Raw genomic sequence first — 24,722 nt, 5'->3', positions numbered from 1 at the left:
AAAGCAGGGAAAGATAAATATAGCTTGCTGTGTAGCAGTGGAGGGAAATGCAAATGATCAAGGAAGTGATCGTGGTAGAGGGCCGGGATGATACGGTGGCCATTCGCCGCGCTGTTGAAGCGGATACGATAGAAACTGGCGGCTCAGCCATTAATAAAATGACGCTGCGTAAAATTGCATTGGCGCAGGAGCGGCGGGGGGTCATCATTTTAACCGATCCCGATCATGCAGGGGAGCGCATCCGTAAGATTATCGCTTCCAAGGTACCCGGCTGCAAGCAGGCCTTTATACCCGAGGCAGAAGCGACGCGCAAAGGAGATATTGGTGTGGAGAATGCCTCACCGGAAGCGATCAGACACGCTCTCGCACGGGTTCATACGACAGTAGAAGGCGCCGACCCGCTGATTGAGTGGGCGGACCTGATTGATGCTGGACTTATCACCCACCCCAATGCTGCTGCACGCCGTATGGCCTTAGGGAATGTGCTGGGTATTGGTTATTGTAACGGAAAGCAGCTACATAAACGGCTCTCTGTATTTCAGATCAGCCGCGAGGAATTTGCCGGAGCGCTGGCACAAATTGAAAGTGAAGGATTGTGATATCCGTATGACAGGAATTCAAGATATAGCAACACCGCGGCGTACAAAGGAAATTATTCAACGGCACGGTTTTTCGTTCAAAAAGAGTTTGGGACAAAATTTCCTGATTGATCAAAATATTCTCAATAAGATTGTGAATGCTGCCGGATTGGATGAGACGAAGGGCGCACTTGAGATTGGTCCTGGGATTGGCGCTTTGACTGAGAAGCTGGCGCAATCGGCCAAGGTAGTTACCGCTGTCGAGATTGACCAGCGGCTACTGCCAATTCTCGAAGAAGTGTTGGCCCCTTATGAGCATGTGAAGGTACGTCATGGAGACGTGCTGAAGCTGGATTTACGCGAGGTGTTTGCAGCTGATTTTGCAGACGTGAGTAAAGTAAGTGTCGTGGCTAATCTGCCGTATTACGTTACTACACCGATTCTGATGAGGCTACTGGAGGACAAGCTCCCTTTGGAGAATATCGTCGTTATGATCCAAAAAGAAGTGGCTGAGCGTATGGCTGCGTCTCCTGGAACGAAGGATTACGGTAGTCTGAGCATTGCAGTACAATATTACAGCGTACCTGAATTAGTCTGTATTGTACCGAATACAGTATTTATTCCCCAGCCAAATGTGGAGTCTGCAGTCATTCGGTTGCGTGTACGGGAAGCCCCTCCGGTGGAAGTGGTGGATGAGAAGCACTTCTTTGAAGTGGTTCATGCTGCTTTTGCCCAGCGTCGTAAAACGATTTCCAATAACTTAAAAAGCCGATTCTTCACCAAAGAGAACAAGGACACGTTGGAGCCGTTGTTGCAACAAGCTGGTATTGAACCCTCCCGTCGAGGAGAAACGCTAAGTATTGAGGAATTTGCGCGTCTCAGTGCTGTTCTGGTGGAAGCAGGTATATCCTAAGCTGGAACCAAACTGTGCATTCACCCATACGATATACGAGGGGTGATACAGTGTGATGAGTTTAGGAGACTTGGTCGTTCGGAAATCGTACGGCGGAGATGTCACGTTTCGCGTTGAGGACATCCAGCGGGATAAAGCGATCATTAAGGGAATAGAATTTCGGTTGCTGGCCGATTCCCCGGTGAACGATCTGGTCAGAGTGCCTGCAGACCAGATTAGCGGTAAGACTCAGCAGGCTCACATTAAGGCTGGTGAGTCTCTTAATCTGTTGCAACGGGCACGCCAGCAGCAAGCTGCTCGTAGTCAGGCAGCTCTGGTTGGGGACTGGAGTGATCCAGTCGAGTCAACGTATTTTGAAATGCCGGGAAAGGTTCTTCATCTGGATGGAGATCCCGGCTATTTGAAAAAATGTCTCAGTTTATATGAACAGCTCCGTGTTCCTGCAGAGGGACATCACGTTCATGAATCGGCAATGGCGGATACGTTGTACCGGCTGCTTCCCCGTATCCGTCCGGATATTGTAGTGATTACCGGACATGATGGCGTGCTAAAGCAGCCACAGCCTTACGATTTGTACAGCTTGAAAAGTTATAAAAATTCGCAAAATTTTGTGGCGGCAATTCAGGTAGCAAGACAATATGAACGTCATCTGGATTCGCTGACCATTGTAGCGGGGGCGTGCCAGTCCCATTTTGAGGCGCTGCTGCGTGCGGGAGCGAACTTCGCCAGCTCACCAGGGCGTATCCTGATTCACGCGCTGGACCCCGTTTACGTGGCTGCCAAGGCGGCCTTTACTTCGATCCGAGATACGGTGAATATGGGGGACCTGTTTCACCAGACAATCAGCGGCAGTCGCGGAGTGGGTGGAATTGAAACCAGAGGAAGCTATCGCATCGGCCTGCCGAAGCTTGAAAATTTGTCAACGCTTAAAGTAACGCCTTCTGCAATCTAGGATTCAAATGTGCCAATAGGATTGACTTGAACAAAAAGCCTCTGCTTTCAGAGGCTTTTTGTCATTTTTTATATAAATTATTCCTGTTCGCAAAAAATTAAATTGACAACTTATTTTTCGTGTTGTTATAATATTTAGCTCGATTTGACAATCCCTCTAAAATTCGTTATAATGGACAAGGAAAGAGGTGGTCGTTAGGCAATGGCTAAAAATACGCTGTTGGAAATCAAACGCAGTCTCGACGCACATGTAGGGCAAAAAATTTTGCTGCGGGCTAACGGCGGACGCCGTAAGACCGTCGAACGAACTGGTGTCTTGGAAGAAACGTACCCTTCTGTTTTTATCGTCAAGCTGGATCAGGAGCAACAGACGTTTAAACGTGTCTCCTACAGCTATGCTGACATCCTTACCGAGTCGGTGGAAGTCAGCGTATATGATCCCGACTCCCATACAAGTGTAGTCGAATATTTTGAAACACCTTAATTCATTTCGTGATTTATACCAGCTTTGCAGGTTTAACGACGGCTTCGTCATTTCAAATGACGGGGCCGTTTTGTATATACAGAGCAGGATGAAGCATGACATCTCTGCACATACTAAGCCGGGAATGATCTTCCTTATTCCATTGCCGAAGGAGGCGTATGTATGAGCCGAAGAAGACGGAGTGTCATGTCGGAGGAGCTAAAGTACGAGCTGGCCAAAGATCTGGGATTTTACGACACGGTCAAGGAAGAAGGCTGGGGAGGCATTAAAGCCAAGGATGCGGGCAATATGGTCAAGCGGGCCATCCAGCTTGCTGAGCAGGCTGCTTCTCGCAAATCGTAGCCATCGGTGGTGCTGATGAAAAGCGGGGATATCCGGGATTAGACCGGGTCATCTCCGCTTTTTTGAACCTCATGACTTGACACGCTGAGTCTGATATAATATGTTAAGCTGTCTTGAGGGAAAAGTTGAAGGTGGGTGAACGCCTTGAAAATATATGAAAAAGCACCGGCGAAAATCAATTTAATGCTTGATGTTCTACGTAAACGGGACGATGGTTATCACGAGGTCGAAATGATTATGACCATGGTCGATCTGTCTGACCGATTGACGATGTCTGAGTTACCGCGTGATACCATTATTATTTCAAGTCAAGCCGGGTACATACCATTGGATGAAAAGAATTTGGCTTTTCAGGCTGCGCGTCTGATCAAAGAACGTTATAACGTGTCTACGGGCGTCCACATCCATCTGGATAAGCATATCCCGGTGGCAGCAGGGTTGGCGGGTGGAAGTAGTGATGCTGCCGCAGCGCTGCGTGGACTGAACAAGCTATGGAAGCTTGGTATCTCGGATGCCGAATTAAGGGTGCTGGGTGCGGAGCTGGGCTCAGATGTACCTTTCTGTATTACAGGGGGTACAGCTTTAGCGAGTGGACGCGGAGAACTGCTCAAGCCACTTCCGAATCCGCCACAATGCTGGGTGATCCTTGCGAAGCCGCCGATTAATGTATCGACGGCTGAAGTGTACGGTCGTGTCAAAGCGGATCAGATTACGCACCACCCGTCTGCACGCCAGATGGAGCATGCGATCCGTAACGCTTCTTTTACCGATGTATGCAACGCACTGGGGAATGTACTGGAGGATGTAACACTAAAGCTGTATCCAGAGGTAGAGCATCTTAAAAACTCCATGATCCGCTTAGGAGCAGACGGTGTGCTGATGTCAGGTAGTGGACCTACGGTGTTCGGACTAGTATCGAAGGAAGCCAAAGTGCCACGGATTTACAATGGACTAAGAGGGTTTTGTAAAGATGTGTACGCAGTACGACTTTTGACCTGATTTTAGATATTTCTTTCTTATTATAGTGGCAATTGTTGTACAAATACGTACGAAGATGATATATTTACTATTAAATATTCGGATTTCACTATATCACTTACATTCCGCCAGCAACCGGCCAGTCCGCCGGTGCTTTACTGTACGAAGCGGGCGGCAGGAGAATAGATCGCGAGGAATTGTTGTGAAAAAACTTAAAAGAAGCTCACGATTGGTTGAAATGACGCAATTTTTATTGTCACGGCCGCATACGCTGGTGCCTCTTACTCATTTTGCGGATCGCTACGGGGCAGCTAAGTCGTCCATAAGCGAGGATCTGGCCATCATCAAGGAAGTATTTGAGGATGAAGGTACTGGCGAGCTTCTGACGCTGGCGGGAGCGGCAGGGGGCGTGAAACTGATCCCGAGGCTTTCCAAGCAGCATGCGCTTGCGTTTGCGAACGACCTGTGTGCGCAACTGGAGCAGCCTGACCGCATATTACCGGGAGGATACCTGTATTTGTCCGATTTGCTGGGCCAACCTGCGATGATGAACGAAGCTGGTAAAATATTCGCGACCGCCTTTGCCAATCGTCAGATTGATGTGGTTATGACGGTGGAGACCAAGGGTATTCCACTTGCCTATGCAACCGGAGCACAGCTGAATTTGCCAGTCGTTCTCGTACGGCGTGATCATCAGGTAACAGAAGGCTCGGCTGTAAGTATTAATTATGTTTCAGGATCACAAAAGAGCCTGCATACGATGTCTTTATCCAGACGTGCGATGCGTGAGAAATCGCGTGTGCTCATCGTAGATGATTTTATGAAGGCCGGTGGCACGATTCAGGGGATGGTCGACTTGCTGGCTGAGTTTAATGCTGAGGTGGCCGGTGTAGGTGTGCTGGTAGAATCGGGCGAGGTGGAGAACGAAGAGCGCCTGCTGCACGATTATATTTCACTGGCGAATCTGACCGCAGTCGATTCTCGAAGCAAGCAAATTACGGTCAAGCTGGGCAATTATTTTGATGAGTGAACAGGGCTGTAAATTGTCACAATCCATCATAAAATACCTAAATATGTCGAAAAGAAATCTTTTCAAAAAAATTACCTGAATTTAGGATACGAATTGCCGAAAAAAAGAAGGATTTCGAACTGCTGTGTGGAATGTATACACCAAGTCCTATTTGGAAAAAGGTGGTGAAACACACATGCAGATTACGGATGTTAGACTCCGCCGAGTGAACTCAGAAGGAAGAATGAAGGCGATTGCATCCATTACGATTGATAACGAGTTCGTTGTTCATGACATCCGAGTTATCGACGGTAATAACGGGATGTTCGTAGCTATGCCAAGCAAACGAACTCCAGACGGAGAGTTTCGCGATATCGCTCACCCGATATCTTCAGGAACCCGTGAGAAGATCCAAGCTGCTGTATTGACTGAGTACGAACGTGCGGCTGTGGATGAAGAAGTTGCTATTGAAGAAGGCGCTTAATTCGCCTAAAGCAGGATTGGGGAACAAAAGAAAAAGAGAGCCACTAACTGTGGCTCTCTTTTCTTTTTGTCTGGAATGAGATATATTCTTTAGTGAGTTAACAGTCAGTTTTAAGGCAACTTGGAGCCATCCGGGCTGCCGAAGCGGCTTTTTCATAAGACAGGGACTAGGCAGCGATGCGTCCCGGGGATGAATGTCCAGCACAAGCTGGCCTGAAAAAATAGCCATTAACCAAAGGTTCGCCGTTATTTTTCAGGAGGATTGTGAAAAGTTAAGCAAAATCTGATCTGGGAATTAACGTTTTAGCCAAGGGGTAACTGTTATTTTCAGGATAGGAGGTTGGACTTGTTGGAAAGGTTGGCAGTCATTCTTGCCGCAGGGCAGGGAAAACGTATGAAATCCAAATTATATAAAGTTCTGCATCCGGTGTGCGGAAAACCGATGGTTGGGCATGTGCTCGACACGGTTCGTGAAATCGGTGTGTCCCGAAGTGTAGTCGTCGTGGGTCATGGAGCAGAGGCGGTACAGTCTTATTTGGGACCGTCGGCAGAATATGCGCTTCAGGCAGAGCAGTTGGGAACGGGCCATGCTGTTAAGCAAGCCAAGGACTTGCTCGGTCAGGAAAAGGGTACAACCATTGTCATTTGTGGGGATACTCCTTTGATCACAGCGGAAACGCTAGAAGGCTTGGTGCAATTGCACGAGAGCCGTGGGGCAGCTGCGACGATTTTGACCGCTGAGTTGGACGACCCGAAAGGATATGGACGAGTTATCCGTGATGCTTCCGGGGCCGTGCTCAAGATCGTGGAACAGAAAGATTGTTCACCTGAGGAGGATGCTGTCCGGGAGATCAATACGGGAACGTACTGCTTTGACAATGCCAAGCTGTTTGCAGCGCTGGACAAGGTAACGAACACCAATGCACAGCAGGAATATTACCTGACAGATGTCATTGGTATTTTGCATGGTGAAGGTGAACAGGTTGAGGCGTATTTGACAGATGATGTGTCTGAATCCATCGGTGTTAACGACAGAGTCGCTTTGTCGGTAGCTGAGGGTTATATGCGTGAGCGCATCGTTCGCAAGCATATGCTGAATGGTGTCACTGTCATTGATCCGTCTTCTACCTATATCGGGAGCGAGGTTGTTATTGGTTCCGATACGGTACTGTACCCGAACACATGGCTGCATGGTCAAACACAAATCGGAGAAGATTGTGTGATTGGTCCGCAGGCTGAGATTCAGAATACGATTATCCATTCAGGCGCAACGGTAAAACATTCGGTGTTGAACGAAGCGGAAGTGGGAAGCAGTACATCTGTGGGACCGTTTGCTTATCTGCGTCCAGGCGCGAAGCTTGGCGAACATGTGAAAATTGGTGACTTTGTTGAGGTGAAAAATGCGACCATTGGAGATCATTCCAAGGTGTCTCATTTGAGCTATGTCGGTGATGCCAAGGTGGGTACAAATGTAAATATTGGCTGCGGGGCAATAACGGTCAATTATGATGGATATAATAAATCCATTACAGAAATTGAAGACGATGCCTTTATTGGCAGCAATGTGAATCTGATCGCCCCGATTAAGATTGGAAAAGGTGCTTATGTTGTAGCAGGCTCCACTGTAACACATGCTGTCCCTGATAACGATCTGGCTATTGCCAGACCACGTCAAGAGAACAAAGTCGGATATGCGGACAAAATCCGCGCACGTGCCAAAGCGAAGAAGAAAAGATCGGAATGACCTTAATCAGCAAGCTGTTGAATCTGTAATGAATGAACCAGCACGGAGGGTTTCTATTAATGACTTATTGCGATTCCAAACTCAAAATATTTACTTGTAACTCCAATCCGAAGTTAGCCCACCAGATTGCGGACTACATCGGCATCCCAATGGGGGAATCCCATACCACATCGTTTAGTGACGGTGAAATCCAGGTTAAGCTGTCGGAAAGCGTACGCGGCTGCCATGTGTATATTGTGCAGTCAACTTGTCTGCCGGTTAACGACAACTTGATGGAGTTATTGGTTATGATTGATGCACTTAAACGCGCTTCCGCCAAAAGTATCAATGTCGTTATGCCATATTACGGTTACGCTCGTCAGGATCGTAAAGCTCGTTCTCGCGATCCGATTACAGCGAAACTTGTCGCTAACTTGATTGAAAAGGCGGGGGCTCACCGCGTAATCAGTATGGATTTGCATGCGATGCAGATTCAGGGATTCTTTGATATTCCAGTGGATCATATGCTGGGAGCACCAATTCTGGCCCAATATTTCCGTTCCAAGCAAATTGAGAACCCGATTGTCGTTTCACCCGATCATGGCGGGGTTGTTCGTGCGCGCAAGCTGGCGGACTTCCTGAGTGCGCCGCTCGCTATTATTGATAAGCGTCGTCCAGAGCCAAATGTCAGTGAAGTGATGAACATCATCGGGAACATTGAGGGTAAAACGGCTATTTTAATTGATGATATCATTGATACAGCCGGAACGATTGTATTAGGTGCAAATGCGCTTAAAGAAGGCGGCGTAAAAGATGTGTATGCGTGTTGTACACATGCCGTATTGTCTGGTCCTGCGATGGAAAGACTGGAGAATTCGCCATTAAAAGAGGTGGTTGTGACGGATACGATCCCGATCGTTCACCCGAATCCGACAAGCAAGCTGAAGGTATTGTCTGTGGCTCCATTAATGGGAGAAGCTATCATCCGTGTGCATGAAGAATTGTCGATCAGCAAACTGTTTGAAATCGAATAAGCGCTGGCTCATTAAAAAGGGGTTGCCTTTTCCATGTGGAAAAGGTAACCCCTATCAGCATGTCAGGCTAAAAGCCTGGGCGAGATATGAATGTGAAACGTTGACGATTGTATAGTGTGTCCTCTATTTCGACGAAATGCTCATTAAAACGCGCAACGATGCCAATCTGGATATGTACATTCCCGTCATAAACCTGGACAGGAACGGAATGTTTTAAATGATATAGAAAATGGCTGTCATATAAGAGGATATCACCTTGATTGAGCATACCGGCACGCACCTTCCTATTCATAACAGGATTTTGCAAAATTCGATTCCAGTCGCTCCAAAGTGCAATATATAGACGAACTAGACCATTTCGATCTATATATTGTTCATTGAAAGTCGCTTATTAGATTTTTGCAAAATCCTCAATACAACTATTTTACCAAAAAATCCAGACTGTGAAAGAGGGTGTCAAGGTTATGAAGTGGATTGTAGGATTGGGTAACCCCGGTCCCCAATACGAGAAAACGAGACATAATGTCGGATTTATGGCATTGGATGCTCTTGCCTCGCGTCATAACATCCAGATTAACCAAAGCAAATGCAAGGCGTTGATTGGAGAGGGCCACATTGGTGGCGTGAAAACTGTACTGATTAAGCCAATGACCTATATGAATCTATCAGGCGAGCCTCTACGTGCTTATATGGACTATTATAAGGCCGATATGGAAGATCTGGTTGTCGTGTACGATGACCTGGATACAGAAGTCGGTAAAATAAGATTGCGTTATCAAGGTAGCGCAGGCGGCCATAACGGCATTAAATCGATCATTCAACATACCGGCACGCAGTCCTTCAATCGGATTCGCATGGGCATTTCCCGCCCGGAGCCTGGACATGCTATTGTCGATTATGTTCTAGGTACCTTTCCAAAGAAGGAAAAAGAATTGCTGGCCGGAATGATCGAGGACACGTGCAACGCCTTAGAATACAGCTTGAGTCATCCGTTTGAACGGACGATGGCTGAATTCAACAAGTAAGTTTAGACGTAGGCAGACGGGCTTAAATGGAAGATTGTTGGACATACTGAAAGGTATAGAAAACTTTCAGGAGGCATATACATTACATGGTTGTTAATTATGTATGCAGACATTGTCGAACTTTCTTGGGACGAATTGATTCCGCGGCAATAACCGAAGAAAGGTTAGGCTTCCATTCCTTGACCCCTGCCGAACGTAGAGATATAATAGCGTATAATTCGGGCGGTGAAGTGACCGTCAAAGTCATTTGCGAGCATTGCAGTCAGGCACTGGAGAATAATCCAGAGCTGAGTCTGCTCGTTAATCCGCTCCAATAACAGGTATTCAACTGGTCCGATGTACCAGCTTGAGAGGTGAAGCGGCAATTCCGCTTATGGAGCCTTGGCAGCATTGCTGAGGCTTCTTTTTCGGTTTACATGTAACTATTTATAAGCATAAAGGGGTGCCTTTTTTGTTACAAGCACTTATTCAGGCTTTTACGAAGGATGCTGATTATGCATCCATTGCAGCAGGCATATCATCAGGGATGAAGGAACAACTGATATCAGGTTTATCAGGCTCTTCCCGACAGGTACTGATGGCCGCGCTTGCCGAAGATACCGGACGACCGTTAATGGTCATGACGCACAATATGTTTGCCGCTCAAAAAATAGCAGATGACTTACAGGAAGCGCTTTCCCCTGATCAGGTTTTATTGTATCCTGCCAATGAGCTGGTAGCTGCTGAAGCAGCCATATCCAGTCCAGAGACCTTATCCCAACGAATTGATGTATTGATACGCTGCGCCCAGGGTTTTCGTGGGATTGTTGTCGTGCCGTTTTCTGGTGTTCGACGTTTATTGCCAATGGCGGAAACATGGCGTGAGGCTCGTATTGAGCTGAAAGAAGGCGAAACAATTCAGCTGGAAGCGTTTTTGCTACATATGGTCGAGATGGGATACCAGCGTGTAGAGCGTGTGGAATCACGTGGAGAGATGAGCGTACGTGGAGGAATTATTGATTTTTATCCAATGACAACCCGTTGGGGCTATCGTGTGGAGCTGTTTGACGATGAAATTGATTCGATCCGTAAGTTTGATCCGCAAGATCAGCGCTCGGTGGAAAAGGTTCAGGCCGTTACTGTAACGCCGTGTAAGGAAGTTATTGCGAATAACCAGCGTATGGATCAGGCGGCAGATGCCGCTGCTATTTTGTTGGAGGAGCAGCTGGGCAAAATGACGGATCGTCAAGCTAAGCAGCATCTGAAAGAAGAGATCCATCGTGAAATTGAGTTGCTGCGAGAGCATGTGTATTTTGACGAAATCTATAAATATATCTCCCTGCTGTATCCTGGACGTAAAACCCTGGCAGATTATATGCCGGAAGATACGATTCTGATTATTGACGAACCGGCGCGTATGCTGGAAACAGCCAAGCAACTGGAACGGGATGAGTCAGAATGGAATCTGCATTTGCTTCAAAACGGTAAAACGTTACCGCAGCTAGAACTGTCAGACGACGCGGACAATCTGCTGTACAACCGGAGATTTCAGACGTTGTTCCTGTCGATTTTCCTCCGTCAGGTTCCTCATACCCAGCCGCAAAATATTTTGAACTTCATCTGCCGAGGCATGCAGGATTTCCATGGCCAAATGAATGTGCTCAAGGCGGAGATGGATCGTTGGCGCAAAGCTGGCACACAGGTTATGATGCTGGCGAGTGGAGATGAACGTCTGGACCGGATGCGCCGAGTGCTTGAGGATTATGGTATTGATGAGCCGACGATGGCTATCGGCAATCTGCAAAGCGGTTTTGAAATGCCATCTATTCACCTGGCGGTCATTACCGAGGGTGAAATGTTTTCTCAGAAGCAGCGGAAAGCTCGTAAGCAGGGCCGCCATGTGGACAATGCAGAACGAATTAAGAGCTATAGCGAGCTGAAGGTGGGCGACTACGTCGTACACCAAAATCACGGGATCGGGAAGTACATGGGGATCGGCACGCTGGAGGTTGGCGGTATCCATAAGGATTACATGCATGTCCTCTACGCGGGTGGAGATAAGCTGTCAGTGCCGATTGAACAAATTGATTTGATTCAGAAATATGTTGGCTCAGAGGACAAGGAACCCAAGATTTATAAACTGGGTGGCAATGAGTGGACACGGGTTAAAAGTAAGGTGCGCAGCTCGGTTCAGGATATTGCGGATGACTTGATCAAGCTATATGCAGAACGACAGTCGGCACCAGGGTTTGCTTTTGAAAAGGATTCACCGGAGCAACAAGAGTTTGAGGATATGTTCCCGTATGATGAGACACGTGACCAGATTCGGGCCATCGAAGAGATTAAGAAGGACATGGAGCAGAGCCGCCCGATGGATCGTTTGCTATGCGGTGATGTAGGTTACGGCAAAACTGAAGTTGCGATTCGTGCTGCTTTTAAGTCTGCTATTGAAGGCAAACAAGTAGCGGTGCTGGTACCGACGACGATTTTGGCACAGCAACACTATGAGACGTTCCGTGAACGTTTTTCAGGGTATCCGTTCAATATTCAGGTATTGAGCCGTTTCCGCTCGCGCAAAGAGCAGAATGAAACGATTAAAGGGGTCCGGCAAGGCACGGTCGATATTGTCATTGGTACCCATCGTCTGTTGTCGCAGGATCTGGTGTTTAAGGATTTGGGAATGCTGATTGTCGATGAAGAACAGCGATTCGGCGTAACCCACAAGGAAAAGCTGAAGAAGCTGAAAACGAACGTAGATGTGCTGACGTTAACGGCAACACCTATTCCGCGTACGTTGCATATGTCCATGCTGGGTGTACGTGACTTGTCAGTCATTGAGACGCCACCGGAAAACCGTTTTCCAGTGCAAACGTATGTGGTTGAGCATAGCCAGACTCTAGTCCGTGAGGCCATTGAACGCGAGATGGCACGCGGAGGGCAGGTGTACTATCTGTATAATCGTGTGCAGGGTATTCAGGAGATGGCTGCAGAGATCAATGCGCTCGTACCGGAGGCCAAGGTGGGCGTGGGTCATGGACAAATGTCCGAAACCGAACTGGAGAAAACTATTTTGGATTTCCTGGATGGCGAATATGATGTGCTGGTCAGCACCAGCATTATTGAAACTGGCGTGGATATTCCCAATGTGAATACACTCATTGTGCATGATGCCGATAAAATGGGGCTTTCCCAGCTTTATCAGCTGCGTGGGCGTGTAGGTCGTTCCAATCGGATTGCCTATGCTTATTTCACGTACCAGCGGGATAAGGTGCTCACGGAAGTGGCGGAGAAGCGCCTTCAGTCGATTAAAGAATTTACGGAGCTGGGCTCCGGCTTCAAGATTGCAATGCGCGATTTGTCCATCCGCGGCGCGGGTAACTTGCTTGGCGCTGAGCAGCATGGATTCATCGCATCCGTCGGCTTTGATCTTTACTCGCAGATGCTGGCTGAGGAAATTAATAAACGTAAAGTCAGCGTACTTGGAGAAGAGGATCAGTCCAATCGGAATTGGAGTACGTCGATTGATTTAGGCGTCGATGCTTACCTGCCGGGTGACTATATTTATGACAGCATCCAGAAAATTGAGATTTATAAAAAGGTTGCAGCGGTCAGTACCTTTGACGAGGCTTCTGAACTGGAGGATGAACTGGTCGACCGATTTGGCGATCTGCCAGAGGCTGTGCGTCATTTGCTAGCCGTGGCTCGCCTCAAGGTATATGGACGCATGTATGGCATCGAGTCCATAGTGCAACGGGATGACAATATCGTGTTGAAATTCCATGAAGGGCGTCAGCAGGCGGTACAGACCGCCAAACTTGCCGAGATTGGCAATCGCTTTGAAAGACGTGTACAATTTGAACAGGGCACTTCTATGAGCGCACGCATAAAGGGTAAAGGTCTAAGTGATCCACAGTTGTTAGAACTGCTGGAACAATTTTTGAGTGCATTGAAAGAAGCATTCACATTGAAGGAGGAACTGCAAAATGCCACAACTAAATAAAAGAAAACCTTGGAGAATGCTCTCCTTGGGAATGGCAGCGCTGCTAGCTATATCCGTTCTGGCAGCATGTACGAAGCAAGCGGATGAGAACAAGGTCAAGGATGAACCGAAGGACAACAGCAAGGTTGTCGTGACCTATAAGGGTGGAACGATTACCGAAAATGAGTTCAACCAAGAAATCAGTATGATGAAATTCCTGTACCCAGAGTATGAGGCTGCGTTAGCTTCGGATCAGGTACGAGAGCAAATTGTAAAGCAGGAAGTGGTGTACAAGCTTCTGGCGGCTAAAGCGGACGACAAAGCCAAGGAGCAGGGTGCCAAAGAAGGGAACGAACAACTAGAGCAGTACAAAAAGTCAGTCGGAGAAGATAAGTTCAAGACATTTCTGAGTGATAAAAAACTGACCGAACAAGGTGTGAAAGATTACTTCACGCGTGTAATGACGGTAATCAACAGCGAAACTAACAAAGTAACAGATGATCAGCTAAAACAGGAATTTGAGAAAAATAAAGATCAATTCACGACAGCAACCGTGCGTCATGTATTGATTAACTTCCAAGATCCTAAAACAAAGAAAGAGCGCAAAAAAGAGGATGCCCTCAAGCTGGCGAAAGAAGTGAAGGCGAAGCTGGACGGAGGAGCGGATTTTGCGACGATTGCCAAGAAATTTTCAGAAGACCCAGGTTCTGCGTCTAACGGAGGTCTGTATGAGAATGCATCCGTAGCGCAATGGGTACCTGCCTTTAAAGAGGCCGCTGAGACCCAACCGATTAACAAAATCGGTGAGCCGGTGGAAACGGAATACGGATATCACGTGATCAAAGTGGAGTCCCGCAATGAGCCAACGTTTGATAAATTGAAAGACAACGAAAAGGCTGCCCTGAAAAATAAATTGGCCGGGGAAAGTATCCAAAACTTTACCGAAAATGATTTGACGAAACTTGATTTGAAAATCAATCTGCCGAAGGTACCAGCTACGCAAGAGAAAAGCGGTGCAACTTCTGGTGCCGGTAGCACAACTACACCGGGCGCAACAACAAACGGTACGGGCGATGCCAAGGCAGGAACAGCCAAAGATGGAGCTACAAACGAAGGTAAATAACTGAACATGCATAAGGAATTGGGAACAGATGAATACTATGGTCAGATATCACCATAAACACCATGACCGTGACGTTCTTCGTGACCGCTTCTGGGGGAGTGGAAGCGTCTTTCGATACCGTCAGTAGTTTACTAAATTCTTCTTGAGAAAGTGGGGCAACATGTGAAATGAAAGCTACTGGTATAGTTCGCCGTATTGATGACCTTGGGCGGGTAGTTATTCCAAAGGAAATTCGCCGCACCTTGAGAATTCGTGAAGGAGATCCGCTTGAGATTTTTGTGGATCGTGACGGAGAAGTCATTTTGAAAAAGTATTCACCTATTGGTGAACTTGGTGATTTCGCCAAAGAATATGCTGAGTCCCTGTTTGAAAGCACGGGCCATATTACAATGATTACCGATCGGGACACCATTATTACGGTGGCTGGAGGCTCTAAAAAAGAGTTTCTGGACAAGCCAATCGGTAGCATTATCGAAGGTAGTATGGATAATCGCAAAACTGTGCTGGAGACAGCCAGCGGCTCTTATGAGCTAACGCGAGACCACGAAGAAACACTCTCGTCCTTTGTGGCGGCTCCCATTGTTTCCGGTGGTGATCCCATTGGTTCCGTTGTATTGTTGAACAAGGACGAAAATGTAAAAATGTCCGAAATGGAGGTCAAAATGGCTGAAACAGCCGCTGGCTTCCTGGGCAAACAAATGGAACAGTAACATCCCGTTTCACCCCTGTATGACGTACAGAATGGCGAAAGCCGTCCTACGTTGCACAGGGTTTTTTTTCTTTCCGTGAGAAGAGGCGGTATAATAGGACTCGGGTAAGATGCATATTTCAGGTGGGAGTGGAGACGGAGAATGCAGGAAAATCGCGCCGCTTCGCGGCTGCTACGAGGTGCTGTCATTTTGACACTGGCAGCGGTAGCGAGCAAGCTGATCGGCACAGTGCAAAAAATCCCGCTGCAGAATATCGGCGGCGACGGCGTGTTTGGCATTTATAATACGGTTTATCCTTTTTATACGCTGTTCATTACCATTGCAGCTGCTGGATTTCCGGCTGCAATATCCAAATTTGTAGCTGAGTTTGAGGCAGTGGGAAACCGAGCAGCGGGGCAACGTGTTGCTCGGTTATCTTCGCTTGTCTTGGGTGTCTTCGGATTAATCCTGGGCGTGCTGATGTATACGTGTGCGCCGCTCATTGGTCAATGGATCGACAATGCTCACGTCATTCCGTCGGTGAGGGCGGCGGCGTTTGCCTTTTTGTTCGTGCCGGTTATGGCGGGACTGAGAGGATATTTTCAAGGTTTGCAAAATATGCTTCCGACTGCTGTTTCCCAAGTGACGGAGCAGGCGATAAGGGTAAGCGTGATGATTATACTGTTGCTGCTCATGCTGTCACAAGGAGCGGGAGCAGATATGATTGCTGCCGGAGCCGTGTTTGGTTCAGCAGCAGGTGGAGCAGCGGGCTTGGTCGTCATGTTGCTATATTGGCGAAATCACAGGAAGAGGCTTAGAAGGCAAGGGACGGTCATGGCGACAGTGCAAGCACAAGCTGGAGAGCTACACCCAGCGGAAAGCAATGGTGCCTTGTTAAAGGCGATACTGCGTTATGCCCTGCCTGTTTGCCTTGGAGCGCTAGCCGTTCCGTTAATTAGCCTGGTAGACACATTTACTGTACCTCGCTTGTTAAAGCAGGAGGGATTGGACGATACTGCGGTTATGGTGGCCTTTGGCGTGTATAACCGAGGTCTGCCGCTGGTACAGCTAGTCATGATGTTTGCCACCACCCTGTCGGCATTATTCATTCCATCGCTGGCTGAGGCCCGGGTAACCGGCGGTACGGAACTGGCACGTCGCCAGTGCGAGCAATCGCTACGCTGGTTTTGGCTACTGGGACTGGCCGCTGCGACAGGCTTGATCGTGCTGGCTGTGCCCGTCAATGTGATGCTGTATGCGGACGACACCGGCAGCGGGGTCATGCGCTGGATGGCGCTAACCGCCGTAGGCGGCACGCTCAGCATTATCTCGGCTGCGCTGCTGCAAGGGCTTGGCGCAGTTCGCGCGCCGGCTCTGGCGATGCTCGCGGCCGCAGCAGCCAAGGCGCTGCTAAACTGGCTACTCGTGCCGCAGCTAGGCACGGCTGGAGCCGCCATTGCGGGGGCTGTCGCCTATCTGCTGGCGGCAGTGATCAACATCGTGCTGCTGGCTCGCTTGGTAGGCCTGCGCGCGAGCTGGTCCGCCAGCGTGCTCAAGCCGGCGGCGCTGCTTATCGCCCTGGCTGGTGCGGCCGGGGCAGCGATGTGGGGCACCAGCGCTGTGCTGGGTGCCTTGGGGTGGGCTGCCGAAGGTCGTGCCACGGCAGCCGTGGAGAGCCTGCTGGGTGTAGCCGCAGGCGCCGTTGTGTTCGTGATCGGCCTCGCACGCTTGAGGCTGATCACGGAAGCCGAGCTTGTGGCGGTGCCCAAGCTCGGACGCCCGCTGGCAGCCGTGCTGCGCAGGCTACGTGTACTGGCTTAGCCAGGCATACGGCTTACGGCGTGAATCGGCACAGCCATTTTATGAGCCTATACCACTTTGTGGTATAGTAATGCCAAAGCAAAGGAAGCGGAGGCGGGGTTAGGCCGTGTATTTTTTCGAGCATGAGCCTTGTTTCTGCGAAACGGAGGATGGGATATGAGCGTAACATTAACGGTCGTAGGTTTGGGCTCGGGGGATCCGGATCAGCTTACGATAGGGATATTGAACAAAATGCGAGGCGCTTCAGCGCTGTATCTGCGGACCAAGGAGCATCCTGCGGTTCAAGTGCTGAATGAGTTTGAGGTGGCTTTTGAGTCGTTTGACGAGGTATATGAGACAAAAGAGTCTTTCCCAGAGGTATACGAGGAAATTACCAGCCAATTGATTACGACGGCTGCTAAGGCGGCAGACGGAAGCGAAATCGTCTATGCGGTTCCCGGTCACCCGATGGTGGCAGAAGCAGCGGTGCAGTTGCTTAAGGAGCGTTGTCCTGCGCAAGGGATTGAACTGAATATTCTAGGGGGCGAAAGTTTCCTGGATGAAGCTTTTGTGCGTCTTGGTTTTGATCCGATTGAGGGTTTTCAGTTGTTGGATGCAGGTACACTGGATGCCAGCTGGCTCCAGCCTCAGCTGCATACGCTGATCGGACAGGTGTATGACACCTTTACGGCTTCTGATGTGAAGCTGTGCCTGATGGAGCGGTATCCTGACGATTATGAGGTATATGTCGGTCACGCTCTTGGAGTAGAAGGGGAGGAAGCGGTGCACAAGGTACCGCTGTACGAGCTGGATCGAGTAGAGGGCTACGGGAACCTATCCTTGGTATACGTACCTCGCAGTGAAGATGAAGCGCTGAAACGGCGTTCTTTTGACCGTTTACACGAGATTGTCGATATTTTGCGCAGCCCGGAAGGCTGTCCTTGGGATCGTGAACAGACACATCAGTCGATTCGCAAAAATCTGATCGAAGAAACGTATGAAGTCATCGAAACGATAGATGAGGACGACCCTGAGCATATGAAGGAAGAGCTGGGCGATCTGTTGTTGCAAATTTTGCTGCATGCCCAAATGGAAGAGGAAGTCGGAACCTTCAATGTGTATGATGTAATTCAGGGGCTGAATGATAAGCTTATTTTCCGTCATCCGCATGTGTTCGGTGATAATCAAGCGAATGATACGGAAGAGGCGCTGCAAAACTGGGAGCAGATGAAGGCTGAGGAAAAACGGCTTAAAGGCACGACGGCAGCATACCCTTCTGTACTGGACGGGGTTCCGCGTGATCTGCCTGCTCTTATGAAATCGTACAAGCTCCAGAAGAAAGCAGCTAAAGTAGGCTTTAACTGGGATAGCATTGAGGGCGTATTCGATAAATTGGACGAAGAAGTGGGTGAGCTGAAGGAAGCGGTTCGTGAAGGGCATGCTGTGGAAGCCCAGTTGCTGGAGTTAGGCGATGTGTTATTTGTTGCCGTGAATGCAGCCCGGTTTATGGGAGTAGATCCGGAAGAGGCATTGTCCGCCACCAATCGCAAATTTGTCGACCGTTTCCAGTATATCGAGCAGAAATTACGTGAGCAGGGACGTCGTCCCGAAGAAAGCAGCGTAGATGAAATGGAGACTTACTGGCAGGAAGCGAAAAAGCTCCTTGGTAAAGCGTGATTCCACATATTCGCTTTTGGCTGCACAGAACAGTAAAATGAGACATATGCAGGGTTGAAAGAAGGCCCAGTTTGAGAGGACTTGCCAATGGGCAGAGTTTTGTAGTAGGATGTTGGCTTAACTGGGGTCGAATAAAAAAAACGCCTGTCATTGCAGGATTTTTACGGGCAAGCCAGAATAACTTGTAGTAATTCTGAAAATAACTGTAGCTTATAGTTAAGCGTGTTACAGTGACATTCAGAAGGGCTTCGGCCACAGTTGGACCTCACGTCTGCTCCATCAATGGACATGTAGCGTGATGATTATTTTTTGACATTTGGGAGGCTTTTATCTTATGAACAAGACAGATCTGATCAACAATATTTCCAGCAAAAGCGGTTTGAGCAAACGTGACGTTGAAGCTGTATTGAATGGCGTTCTTGGTGAAATTACAGATGCACTCGCTAGCGGTGACAAAGTGCAACTGATCGGCTTTGGTACTTTCGAAACACGCAAGCGTTCCAGCCGTACAGGCCGCAATCCACAAACCGGTAACACGATTGAAATTCCAGAATCGACCGTTCCTGCTTTTAAAGCCGGTAATAAGCTTAAAGAAGCCGTTAACTAATGCGTCTTGATAAATTCTTGAAAGTCTCGCGGCTGATTAAGCGGCGTACGGTAGCCAAGGACGTCTCCGAACAAGGGAGAGTGCTGGTGAACGGACGCGAAGCCAAGCCGAGCAGTGCGGTCAAAGTAGGCGATGAAATTACCGTCCAGTTTGGCCAGAAGCTGGTGACCGTGCGAGTGGAACGGCTCGCCGACACTACACGCAAGGACGAGGCTGCAAGTATGTACACGTTGGTAAAGGAAGAGCCTATTGCCAGGGACAATGGTTTGAACTGGTAAGCAGACATCTGACTTTCTCACAACTGTACATGAAAGCATTCCTTCATTATTTTATGAAGGAATGCTTTTTTTTCTTTAGATGACGAGTTTTCGTCCATCATATGCTGATTAACAGCAAAAACGGTTCTAAATCATACGGCCCCCTTCATAAGCTAAGAACAGAAGGAGGGGTACATGCCATGATTGAACAAGGGAAGTCGAAGCACCATGATCTGCGCATGCAAAGCCGCAAGCAACTCGATATTTCAGGCGTCAGCAATGTGGAGAGCTTTGACAGTGAAGAATTTTTGCTTCAGACCGAGCTGGGCCATCTCACCATTCGCGGACAACATTTACATATCAAAAACCTCAGCCTAGAAGAGGGACTGTTGTCCATTGAAGGTCTGATTACTTCCCTCGTCTACCTGGAGCCCGGGGCCCCGGCTAAAAACGGAAAAAGCCTATTCGGCAAGATCTTCAAATGAACCCTTACACGCAATGGCTGACGTTAACGTGGATGCTGGTGTCGGGCATAGCCATGGGAGTGGTGTTTGACAGCTACCGGGTGCTGTCCATCCGCTTTCATTTTGCCCGCTGGAGCGTTCATATATTGGACGTGCTGTACTGGGTGGCCTCGGCTTTGTTTATTTTCCGTGTGCTATACGCGAGTAATCGCGGTGAGCTGCGGTTTTATGTCTTTTTAGGACTACTTTTGGGGGTTTGGCTCTATTTTTGGGCCTTTAGTGTTACAACCCAACGTTTTGTGGTAATGTTATTAGAGATAGTTCGCAGACTGACGTTGATCGTGAACAGCATACTGCGCATCCTGATTGTTCTTCCGGTGTTAGCGCTGTATCGGCTGTTACGCAAGCTAGTCGGATGGACATGGGCACTTATTGTGTTCCTCGGAAGGATGCTGATATACATCCTGATGCCGGTTTGGAAGCCGATCCTATGGCTGATCGGTCCACTTAAAGCACGCTGGAGGACTCCAGAGTCGCTCGTAAAGCTGGGTATCGGACTGAAAAACACAGCGAAAAGATGGTTTGGAAGGAGGTAGTATCATGCGTAATTCGTCTGTAGATCGCCATTCATCTTCTACGTCCAAGTCCAACGCGGGCGGGCGCAGGCGAATCATGATTTGGTTGCTATCGCTTGCCGCCTTTGGTAGTTGGGCAATTTTTACCTTTTTTTCTCAAGGCATGATTATGGCCGATCGAAATGAACAGCTCATCCAGAAGGAAAAGCAGAAGCAAGCTGCTACACAAACGGAACAACAGCTTCAAACCGAAGTGAATCGTCTCAAGGACCCTGAGTACATTGGCGAGATTGCCAGAAGCAAGTACGGTCTTTACAAACCGGAAGAGACGCCAATCATCGGAGATCAGAAATAGGAACATTATCGGGCCAATGCTTAGTTGACCTTGGTTCCGCCATTTTGTATAATCAAATCACCACAGCGGGATTTTTTTGCAAAAAAATCGGTTGTATATTTTAAGGGAGGATCATTTTATTCTATGGCAATTGAAGTGGGCACCAAGTTAGAGGGCAAAGTGACAGGCATCACGCATTTTGGAGCATTTGTGGATTTGTCTGGAGGTGTCACGGGTCTCGTTCACATCTCGGAAATCGCCGATAATTATGTTAAGGATGTTAACGACCACCTGAAGATTAATGATGTCGTGACGGTGAAAGTCATTAATGTTGACAAAGATGGCAAAATCGGACTTTCCATTAAGCAAACGATTGACAAGCCGGCAAGTGAAGCCCGTCCCCCAAGAGCTCCAAGACCGGAGCGTACAGGAGGACCAGGCGGAGGCGACCGTTTCGGCGGTGGAGGTTCAGGTCCAAGTCAAGGACGCGGTGGTGGTGGCGGTGGTTTCAACCGCGATCGTGGAGGCCGTTCTTTCAAGCCTGCACCGGGTAAACCTTCATTTGAGGATAAAATGTCACGCTTCCTGAAAGATAGTGAGGAACGCATTTCGTCGCTGAAAAAGAACACCGAAGGTAAACGCGGAGGACGCGGCGCGAAGCGTGTTTAATTCACTTTGACAACCGTATCAACCATACACGGAAAACCGTACAGTCGAAAGACTGCTACGGTTTTTTTGCGTTCTACCGACAATAGATGCGACACGCAATGGCTGTGGGCGATAAATCCGGTTATCGTTATACATGCATTTTATGAGATTCGCAATTTTGATGAAGACGAGGAAAGCATTCGTGCTGGAAAGCGAATGTTTTTTTTGTCGTGAGGACATAATCGTCCGACAAACTCCAACGGTTTTCCGTCTATCTTCTGTGCAAATCGCTAGTCTTGGTCATAGTGATGGACGACATAGAGAGGTCAAGCAAGGAGTTAAGAGACGCAACTTCCATCTGCTTCCATACGGGCGTAGCTTGATGTTCAAGGTGATGCTCTGTCCTTTCGCGCAGAACGTTTTTTTGTCGGAAATTTCTTGGAATAAGACGTGAGGTTCTGACAAACTTTCTCAATCATTCCGGTTTAAGATGGGAACATCAAATTGATGAATGGGGTGCCTGACGCATGATGGAGAAATGGAACGTGGTACATTTTCCGGGGTTAAAATCTAGAAAGTCCAAATCCAAAGAGCGTACGGAAGGTTGGTCTTCCAGACTCAGAAAACGGCTGGATTCACATAAAGTGGTGCAATGGGTAACAGCGCAAAGATGGATGCTGCTATTGTCGGCTATGGGAGTTCTACTGGGACGCGCCACTATTTTGGACGAGCTTTCTCCTTTTGCCCTCGCTTATTTTGCGGTCATAACGTTCCTTCGGCGTGACCTGATGCTGCCTGTAGCTGTATCCGTTGTGTTAGGCAGCCTGTTAGCTCCTTACCCATCGTTATTTATGATTGGTGGTGAGCTACTGGTATTTTATTTCCTGTATCGCGGGTTACGAACCTTCGATCGTCTGGAACTATCCTATGCTCCGCTTATGGTTTTCTTGTCTGTGTTTATGGTCAATTTATTTAACGCCGTGATGGCTCCAACTTTCACATGGTATGAACTTATCATTGTGGGAACGGATGCGGTTCTCAGCTTTATGCTTACGCTGGTATTTACACAGGCCATACCGTTGTTTACGTACCGCAAGAAGACAAGCCAGCTCAAAAATGAGGAAATTTTATGTCTTATTATATTATTAGCCTCTGTGATGACGGGAGCAGTAGGATGGACTGTTCATTCATTGTCTGTCGATCATGTATTGTCGCGATATTTGGTCTTGGTGTTTGCTTTGGTGGGAGGTGCTTCGCTGGGTGCATCGGTCGGTGTAATTACCGGTTTAATTTTAAGCTTGGCCAATATGTCTGCAATTGTGCAGATGAGTTTACTCGCTTTTGCAGGTTTGCTGGCAGGGATGCTGCGTGAAGGGAAAAAAGGTGCTGTTGCGCTTGGGATGCTGCTAGGCTCCTCCATTCTGACGATCTATTTGGATGGGACCGGGGACGTGCTGACGTCAACCTGGGAGAGCTGTGCGGCGATTCTATTATTTTTAATGACCCCAAAAAGTTTCTTTAAAGCGGTTTCTACCTATGTTCCCGGTACGCAGGACCATGCTAAATCTCAGCATGAATATGCCAAAAGGGTTCGCGATCTCACCGCAGAGCGGGTAACGAAGTTTTCCCGTGTATTCAGTCAGTTATCCCGCAGCTTTCACCAGATATCTGCGAGTGAGAGTACGAAGTCGGACGGAGAAATCGAACATTTTATGAATGCGGTGGCCGAAGGGACATGTGCCTCCTGCTTCAAGTGTGAGCAGTGCTGGGACGGCAAGTTTATGCAAACCCATCAGTATATGACGGAAATGATGAGCGCCATTGAGGATAACCCGGATTTGGAGCCGGAGCAGATACCCCCGCAATGGAGCAAGGCATGTGCTAAAACGGGCGCTGTCCTGCAAGTGATGAAGCAGCAGTATAGCCTCTACCAACATAATATGCAATGGAAGCGCCAAGTATACGATAGTCGTCAGCTTGTTGCTGACCAGCTATCGGGTGTATCACAAATTATGGAGGATTTAGCGCGAGAAATTCAGCGGGAAGGGCAGACCATGCATCGGCAGGAGGAGCAAATACGAGAGGCTCTTGATAGACTGGGATTGTCCATCCAATCTATTGAGATTATTAACCTGGATGCAGGTCAGGTAGAAATAGAGATTGTCCATGCCTATACAAGGGGATTTGATGAATGTCGGAAAATCATTGCTCCACTGCTGTCGGACATACTGGACGAGCATATAGCTGTGATGCGCGAAACGGAGGCAGATCGCCGCCAAGGCTTGGCTACAGTCATGTTCGGCTCTGCTAAAACGTATGAGATTGCTACAGGGGTAGCTAGTGCGGCCAAAGGAGGTGATTTTTTCTCAGGAGACAGCTACAGCATGATGGAGCTAGGGAACGGGACTTTTGCAGTCTCCTTAAGCGATGGCATGGGAAACGGAGAGCGCGCGCAGCAAGAGAGCAGTGCAGCACTTAACATTTTGGAGGAATTACTGCAATCGGGTATGGACGAAAAATTGGCGATCAAGTCGGTTAACTCTGTCCTGATGCTGCGATCACCTGAGGAAATGTATGCTACGGTCGATATGGCGCTGATTGATCAGTATACGGCCCAGACAACCTTTATGAAAATTGGGTCTACGCCAAGCTTTATTAAAAGAGGAGAGGAGGTCATTCCCGTATCTGCCAGCAATTTGCCGATTGGCATTATACAGGATATTGAAATTGATTTGGTATCCCTGCAGCTCCAGCCGGGTGATATTCTCATTATGATTACAGACGGTATATACGACTCACCGGGTTATGCGGTTAATAAGGAAATATGGATGAAACGCATGATTCAGGAAATTGAAAGCGAAGATCCTCAGCAGTTGGCCGACTGTTTACTAGAAAGGGTTATTCGATACCAACAAAATCAAATCTATGACGATATGACAGTAGTCGTTAGTAAAATAGATCACTTCCGCCCAGAATGGGCAACTCTCCATGTACCTGGCATGAGGTGGTTGGAACGTCCACGGACGGTGAGCTAATCCGACATTGCCCGGGAAATTCCTTATTCGTTTTT

Annotated in this window: 25 protein-coding genes; 24 read left to right on the top strand and 1 reads right to left on the bottom strand. The window is 48.3% G+C overall.

What is annotated here, in order from left to right; genetic code table 11:
* Positions 1 to 53 precede the first annotated feature (53 nt).
* The 10 genes from rnmV to G9G53_RS24055 all read left to right on the top strand — a co-directional run bounded on the left by rnmV (position 54) and on the right by G9G53_RS24055 (position 8,495).
* Positions 54 to 599 (top strand): ribonuclease M5, encoded by a 546-nt coding sequence (gene rnmV / locus G9G53_RS24100; RefSeq protein ID WP_013308117.1) that lies wholly within the window; start codon positions 54 to 56, stop codon positions 597 to 599.
* Positions 600 to 606: 7 nt separating this feature from the next.
* The gene (gene rsmA, locus G9G53_RS24095) at positions 607 to 1,491 is read left to right on the top strand and encodes a 16S rRNA (adenine(1518)-N(6)/adenine(1519)-N(6))-dimethyltransferase RsmA (protein ID WP_165150746.1); all 885 of its coding nucleotides are present in this window, start codon (positions 607 to 609) and stop codon (positions 1,489 to 1,491) included.
* Between the two features lie 55 nt (positions 1,492 to 1,546).
* Entirely contained in the window at positions 1,547 to 2,443 is an 897-nt protein-coding gene (gene yabG, locus G9G53_RS24090; protein WP_023986432.1) for a sporulation peptidase YabG, read from the top strand.
* Between the two features lie 201 nt (positions 2,444 to 2,644).
* Positions 2,645 to 2,926: a biofilm formation stimulator Veg gene (veg, locus tag G9G53_RS24085; RefSeq protein ID WP_013308120.1), complete on the top strand. Its 282-nt coding sequence runs from the start codon at positions 2,645 to 2,647 to the stop codon at positions 2,924 to 2,926.
* A gap of 162 nt (positions 2,927 to 3,088) precedes the next feature.
* Positions 3,089 to 3,268: a small, acid-soluble spore protein, alpha/beta type gene (locus G9G53_RS24080; protein ID WP_007428013.1), complete on the top strand. Its 180-nt coding sequence runs from the start codon at positions 3,089 to 3,091 to the stop codon at positions 3,266 to 3,268.
* 144 nt (positions 3,269 to 3,412) lie between these two features.
* Positions 3,413 to 4,267 (top strand): 4-(cytidine 5'-diphospho)-2-C-methyl-D-erythritol kinase, encoded by an 855-nt coding sequence (gene ispE, locus G9G53_RS24075; protein ID WP_029519377.1) that lies wholly within the window; start codon positions 3,413 to 3,415, stop codon positions 4,265 to 4,267.
* A 181-nt stretch (positions 4,268 to 4,448) separates the two neighbouring features.
* A complete protein-coding gene (gene purR / locus G9G53_RS24070) occupies positions 4,449 to 5,276 on the top strand; it encodes a pur operon repressor (RefSeq protein ID WP_029519376.1) in 828 nt (275 codons plus the stop codon).
* Positions 5,277 to 5,451: 175 nt separating this feature from the next.
* A complete protein-coding gene (gene spoVG / locus G9G53_RS24065) occupies positions 5,452 to 5,739 on the top strand; it encodes a septation regulator SpoVG (RefSeq protein WP_007428016.1) in 288 nt (95 codons plus the stop codon).
* A gap of 345 nt (positions 5,740 to 6,084) precedes the next feature.
* Positions 6,085 to 7,482 (top strand): bifunctional UDP-N-acetylglucosamine diphosphorylase/glucosamine-1-phosphate N-acetyltransferase GlmU, encoded by a 1,398-nt coding sequence (gene glmU, locus G9G53_RS24060; RefSeq protein WP_165150744.1) that lies wholly within the window; start codon positions 6,085 to 6,087, stop codon positions 7,480 to 7,482.
* 59 nt (positions 7,483 to 7,541) lie between these two features.
* Complete coding sequence (locus tag G9G53_RS24055) at positions 7,542 to 8,495, top strand: ribose-phosphate diphosphokinase (RefSeq protein ID WP_013308125.1); 954 nt, start codon at positions 7,542 to 7,544, stop codon at positions 8,493 to 8,495.
* Positions 8,496 to 8,562: 67 nt separating this feature from the next.
* Here the strand turns inward: G9G53_RS24055 and G9G53_RS26855 are convergent, their stop codons facing one another.
* Positions 8,563 to 8,763: a hypothetical protein gene (locus tag G9G53_RS26855; RefSeq protein ID WP_029519375.1), complete on the bottom strand. Its 201-nt coding sequence runs from the start codon at positions 8,761 to 8,763 to the stop codon at positions 8,563 to 8,565.
* 196 nt (positions 8,764 to 8,959) lie between these two features.
* Here G9G53_RS26855 and pth point away from each other — a divergent pair, with 196 nt between their 5' ends.
* From pth to spoIIE, 14 genes are all read left to right on the top strand, one after another.
* The gene (gene pth, locus G9G53_RS24045) at positions 8,960 to 9,520 is read left to right on the top strand and encodes an aminoacyl-tRNA hydrolase (protein WP_165150742.1); all 561 of its coding nucleotides are present in this window, start codon (positions 8,960 to 8,962) and stop codon (positions 9,518 to 9,520) included.
* 86 nt (positions 9,521 to 9,606) lie between these two features.
* Positions 9,607 to 9,837, top strand: coding sequence for an anti-sigma-F factor Fin family protein (locus G9G53_RS24040; RefSeq protein WP_007428020.1), 231 nt, complete (start codon positions 9,607 to 9,609; stop codon positions 9,835 to 9,837).
* A gap of 134 nt (positions 9,838 to 9,971) precedes the next feature.
* Positions 9,972 to 13,499, top strand: coding sequence for a transcription-repair coupling factor (gene mfd, locus G9G53_RS24035; RefSeq protein ID WP_165150740.1), 3,528 nt, complete (start codon positions 9,972 to 9,974; stop codon positions 13,497 to 13,499).
* A complete protein-coding gene (locus tag G9G53_RS24030; RefSeq protein WP_165150738.1) occupies positions 13,483 to 14,601 on the top strand; it encodes a peptidylprolyl isomerase in 1,119 nt (372 codons plus the stop codon). The genes mfd and G9G53_RS24030 overlap by 17 nt, the downstream gene beginning before the upstream one ends.
* A 167-nt stretch (positions 14,602 to 14,768) precedes the next feature.
* Positions 14,769 to 15,311, top strand: coding sequence for a stage V sporulation protein T (gene spoVT / locus G9G53_RS24025; protein ID WP_029519371.1), 543 nt, complete (start codon positions 14,769 to 14,771; stop codon positions 15,309 to 15,311).
* Positions 15,312 to 15,452: 141 nt separating this feature from the next.
* Complete coding sequence (locus G9G53_RS24020; protein WP_165150736.1) at positions 15,453 to 17,111, top strand: putative polysaccharide biosynthesis protein; 1,659 nt, start codon at positions 15,453 to 15,455, stop codon at positions 17,109 to 17,111.
* Positions 17,112 to 17,267: 156 nt separating this feature from the next.
* On the top strand, positions 17,268 to 18,767 hold the full coding sequence (gene mazG / locus G9G53_RS24015) for a nucleoside triphosphate pyrophosphohydrolase (protein ID WP_165150734.1): 1,500 nt from the start codon (positions 17,268 to 17,270) through the stop codon (positions 18,765 to 18,767).
* A gap of 334 nt (positions 18,768 to 19,101) precedes the next feature.
* On the top strand, positions 19,102 to 19,374 hold the full coding sequence (locus tag G9G53_RS24010) for an HU family DNA-binding protein (protein WP_007428028.1): 273 nt from the start codon (positions 19,102 to 19,104) through the stop codon (positions 19,372 to 19,374).
* On the top strand, positions 19,374 to 19,652 hold the full coding sequence (locus tag G9G53_RS24005; RefSeq protein ID WP_016818913.1) for an RNA-binding S4 domain-containing protein: 279 nt from the start codon (positions 19,374 to 19,376) through the stop codon (positions 19,650 to 19,652). Before G9G53_RS24010 ends, G9G53_RS24005 begins: the two co-directional genes overlap by 1 nt.
* A gap of 179 nt (positions 19,653 to 19,831) precedes the next feature.
* Positions 19,832 to 20,116 carry a sporulation protein YabP gene (gene yabP, locus G9G53_RS24000; protein ID WP_025721693.1) on the top strand — a complete coding sequence of 95 codons (285 nt, stop codon included), beginning with the start codon at positions 19,832 to 19,834 and terminating at the stop codon, positions 20,114 to 20,116.
* Positions 20,113 to 20,691, top strand: coding sequence for a spore cortex biosynthesis protein YabQ (yabQ, locus tag G9G53_RS23995; RefSeq protein ID WP_165150732.1), 579 nt, complete (start codon positions 20,113 to 20,115; stop codon positions 20,689 to 20,691). The genes yabP and yabQ overlap by 4 nt, the downstream gene beginning before the upstream one ends.
* Before the next feature lie 4 nt (positions 20,692 to 20,695).
* Positions 20,696 to 21,025 (top strand): FtsB family cell division protein, encoded by a 330-nt coding sequence (locus G9G53_RS23990; protein WP_029514621.1) that lies wholly within the window; start codon positions 20,696 to 20,698, stop codon positions 21,023 to 21,025.
* A gap of 123 nt (positions 21,026 to 21,148) precedes the next feature.
* Positions 21,149 to 21,673: a S1 domain-containing RNA-binding protein gene (locus G9G53_RS23985; RefSeq protein WP_014279051.1), complete on the top strand. Its 525-nt coding sequence runs from the start codon at positions 21,149 to 21,151 to the stop codon at positions 21,671 to 21,673.
* 506 nt (positions 21,674 to 22,179) lie between these two features.
* Positions 22,180 to 24,687 (top strand): stage II sporulation protein E, encoded by a 2,508-nt coding sequence (gene spoIIE, locus G9G53_RS23980; RefSeq protein ID WP_029514623.1) that lies wholly within the window; start codon positions 22,180 to 22,182, stop codon positions 24,685 to 24,687.
* Positions 24,688 to 24,722 lie beyond the last annotated feature (35 nt).

This window comes from Paenibacillus sp. EKM206P (assembly GCF_011066155.1).
Classification (GTDB): domain Bacteria; phylum Bacillota; class Bacilli; order Paenibacillales; family Paenibacillaceae; genus Paenibacillus; species Paenibacillus polymyxa_D.
Note: the sequence above shows the minus strand (reverse complement) of the source record. Positions and strands in the feature narration are given on the sequence as shown.

Excerpts from the sequence above, each read along its gene's own strand:
- yabP (WP_025721693.1), top strand. The coding sequence starts at position 19,832 with ATGATTGAACAAGGGAAGTCGAAGCACCATGATCTGCGCATGCAAAGC.
- G9G53_RS24030 (WP_165150738.1), top strand. The coding sequence starts at position 13,483 with ATGCCACAACTAAATAAAAGAAAACCTTGGAGAATGCTCTCCTTGGGA.
- G9G53_RS24080 (WP_007428013.1), top strand. The coding sequence starts at position 3,089 with ATGAGCCGAAGAAGACGGAGTGTCATGTCGGAGGAGCTAAAGTACGAG.
- spoVG (WP_007428016.1), top strand. The coding sequence starts at position 5,452 with ATGCAGATTACGGATGTTAGACTCCGCCGAGTGAACTCAGAAGGAAGA.
- G9G53_RS24010 (WP_007428028.1), top strand. The coding sequence starts at position 19,102 with ATGAACAAGACAGATCTGATCAACAATATTTCCAGCAAAAGCGGTTTG.
- rsmA (WP_165150746.1), top strand. The coding sequence starts at position 607 with ATGACAGGAATTCAAGATATAGCAACACCGCGGCGTACAAAGGAAATT.
- veg (WP_013308120.1), top strand. The coding sequence starts at position 2,645 with ATGGCTAAAAATACGCTGTTGGAAATCAAACGCAGTCTCGACGCACAT.
- G9G53_RS26855 (WP_029519375.1), bottom strand. The coding sequence starts at position 8,763 with ATGCTCAATCAAGGTGATATCCTCTTATATGACAGCCATTTTCTATAT.
- yabQ (WP_165150732.1), top strand. The coding sequence starts at position 20,113 with ATGAACCCTTACACGCAATGGCTGACGTTAACGTGGATGCTGGTGTCG.
- G9G53_RS23990 (WP_029514621.1), top strand. The coding sequence starts at position 20,696 with ATGCGTAATTCGTCTGTAGATCGCCATTCATCTTCTACGTCCAAGTCC.
- rnmV (WP_013308117.1), top strand. The coding sequence starts at position 54 with ATGATCAAGGAAGTGATCGTGGTAGAGGGCCGGGATGATACGGTGGCC.
- pth (WP_165150742.1), top strand. The coding sequence starts at position 8,960 with ATGAAGTGGATTGTAGGATTGGGTAACCCCGGTCCCCAATACGAGAAA.
- G9G53_RS24020 (WP_165150736.1), top strand. The coding sequence starts at position 15,453 with ATGCAGGAAAATCGCGCCGCTTCGCGGCTGCTACGAGGTGCTGTCATT.
- G9G53_RS24055 (WP_013308125.1), top strand. The coding sequence starts at position 7,542 with ATGACTTATTGCGATTCCAAACTCAAAATATTTACTTGTAACTCCAAT.
- spoIIE (WP_029514623.1), top strand. The coding sequence starts at position 22,180 with ATGATGGAGAAATGGAACGTGGTACATTTTCCGGGGTTAAAATCTAGA.
- spoVT (WP_029519371.1), top strand. The coding sequence starts at position 14,769 with ATGAAAGCTACTGGTATAGTTCGCCGTATTGATGACCTTGGGCGGGTA.
- yabG (WP_023986432.1), top strand. The coding sequence starts at position 1,547 with ATGAGTTTAGGAGACTTGGTCGTTCGGAAATCGTACGGCGGAGATGTC.
- mazG (WP_165150734.1), top strand. The coding sequence starts at position 17,268 with ATGAGCGTAACATTAACGGTCGTAGGTTTGGGCTCGGGGGATCCGGAT.
- G9G53_RS23985 (WP_014279051.1), top strand. The coding sequence starts at position 21,149 with ATGGCAATTGAAGTGGGCACCAAGTTAGAGGGCAAAGTGACAGGCATC.
- G9G53_RS24005 (WP_016818913.1), top strand. The coding sequence starts at position 19,374 with ATGCGTCTTGATAAATTCTTGAAAGTCTCGCGGCTGATTAAGCGGCGT.
- G9G53_RS24040 (WP_007428020.1), top strand. The coding sequence starts at position 9,607 with ATGGTTGTTAATTATGTATGCAGACATTGTCGAACTTTCTTGGGACGA.